This is a genomic window from Thalassotalea sp. G20_0, assembly GCF_017744175.1.
GTDB lineage: Bacteria > Pseudomonadota > Gammaproteobacteria > Pseudomonadales > Endozoicomonadaceae > Endozoicomonas.
This window is the reverse complement of record NZ_JAGHQV010000278.1, coordinates 1-930: the sequence shown is the minus strand read 5'-3', so window position 1 is coordinate 930 and position 930 is coordinate 1. Positions and strand designations below refer to the sequence as shown.

Sequence of the window (930 nt, the reverse complement as noted above, 5' to 3'; positions counted from 1 at the left end):
AAGTGACTCCGATGATTCATTGAGTGTTACCAGGCAATTCTTTGAAGACGCAGGCAGCTGCATCGTCGATTTTGATATTTCAGGCTCAACCCAAGAAGACCAGATTCTTGGCGTGATTGCCTATGCCAATGATGCTCTCGAAGCGGAGATGAGCAGCCTGTATTTCAACATCCAGCAGGACTATCTGCCAGAAGTAACGGAGAGTGGCCTGAACAGCTTTCTCATCGGCAGTTCTGCCACTGACTACCGCTTTATAGCGAGTCTGAACAAAGTGGAGTTTGGTGACGAAGGTGTTCTTGAGGCTTCTCTCTTTGAGGGCCAGGCCTGCCAGAAGGTTGATAGCGGACCTGATGTTTGCTTTGCATACTCTGTGGATGGTGACCGGCTGACTACTACTGATGATGAAGGAGCAGAAACCGATCAGTTCCTTTATGTCTCTTCGGAGAATGCCTTTGCCGTTCCCATTGATTCCGGTGATCTGATTGCCTGGTCAAAAGCACCTTTCACCAATGCAGGCTGGACCACGGCGCAGCTGACCGATAAAACCTGGTATTACGTTGATGATGATAGTACTACCGATAACGCTGATCCACTGATTGTTGAATTTGCCTTTGGTGATGGAACGGTGGTGATGGACGGTGATACTGACAATGCCATGGGCTGGAGCATTAGCGACGGGGTGCTGACCATTGACTTCCCGGTTGGAGACTCTGATCTGATCTTAGACCGTCTGGCTGCAACCGGTGACGTGGTTATTGCCACCAATACCGCCGTCAACAACAAACCCGTGATTATGACCGAGGATGAAAACCTGGCCACCGGCATTTATCTGCAATGGCTGGAGCGCATCCGCGTGAAACCACAACAACAATAAGCAGGTTGTTTTCCATCCCTGACCCGGTTCCTGCGTAAAGCGTGGTAACCGGGTTT

The 930-nt window shown here is 50.2% G+C and carries 1 protein-coding gene; it reads left to right on the top strand.

Going from position 1 to position 930, the window contains the following annotated elements:
• The coding region (locus J7438_RS26035) for a hypothetical protein (protein WP_209278938.1) at positions 1–874 on the top strand (874 nt) is incomplete at its 5' end.
• Positions 875–930 lie beyond the last annotated feature (56 nt).